This is a genomic window from Oleiphilus sp. HI0128 (genome assembly GCF_001635365.1).
Genome location: NZ_LWGG01000285.1, coordinates 1 through 775, shown reverse-complemented (window position 1 = coordinate 775; position 775 = coordinate 1). Strand labels below are relative to the sequence as shown.

At 43.5% G+C, this 775-nt stretch carries 1 protein-coding gene; it reads right to left on the bottom strand.

What is annotated here, in order from left to right; all coding sequences use genetic code 11:
• Positions 1–775: Lon-like protease helical domain-containing protein (locus A3763_RS03710; protein WP_156494878.1), on the bottom strand; the 775-nt coding region annotated here is incomplete at both ends.

The window sequence follows — 775 nt, the reverse complement described above, 5'->3', positions numbered from 1 at the left end:
AAAGAGTGCTTATGATATTTGTGAGCAAGTGACTCAACCAGGTGCTGTGTAACGCCCAGTACAACCTCTTCATTGAGCGCTTGCTGCTTATCTACAAACTCCTGTTCCCAGTTTGCTATTTTTCTAATCACCCCTCTTAGCTTTAATTCAAGCTTAGTGATTACATCATCAAACTGATCTTTCTCATCTTCCGCAAGTGCTTCAAAGCTTTCGACTGTATGTACATCTTCACCATTCATTGCAGTGAGACGGTATCCACCAGGGGTTGTCAAAGATAGCTTTACCTTTTTTCGCTTCGCTTGCTTAGCGACTTTCTCTAATGCCGCTTCTTGCTTTTCAGCGTATTCTAGCTTGAGTGCTTCTGAGCGCTGAAAGTACTGATCATTCTCGAAAGCCTGAGGAATGCCTTTGACCAAACGGGTCATAAGCTTTTCGACATCCTTTTTTAAATTAGCGCCCATGCCAACCGGTAACTTAAGTACTTTGGGTGATCTAGGCTCATCGAAGTTAGCAACGTAGCACCAATCGTATAACTCTCTATTTTCTTTACGGTGATGATCTAGAAAACGCAAGATCATCGTACGCTTGCCCAAGCCATTGCGGCCAATTGCATACACATTGTAACCAGAGTCAGGCATTGACATCGCAAAGCGGACAGCTTCCTGTGCACGGTCCTGACCTACAAATTCATTTAATGGCGGCAGAGCTTTAGTACTGGAAAAGCCCAAGTCAGCATCATCACATGTTTTGTATAATTGTTTCGTAGATAGCGGTT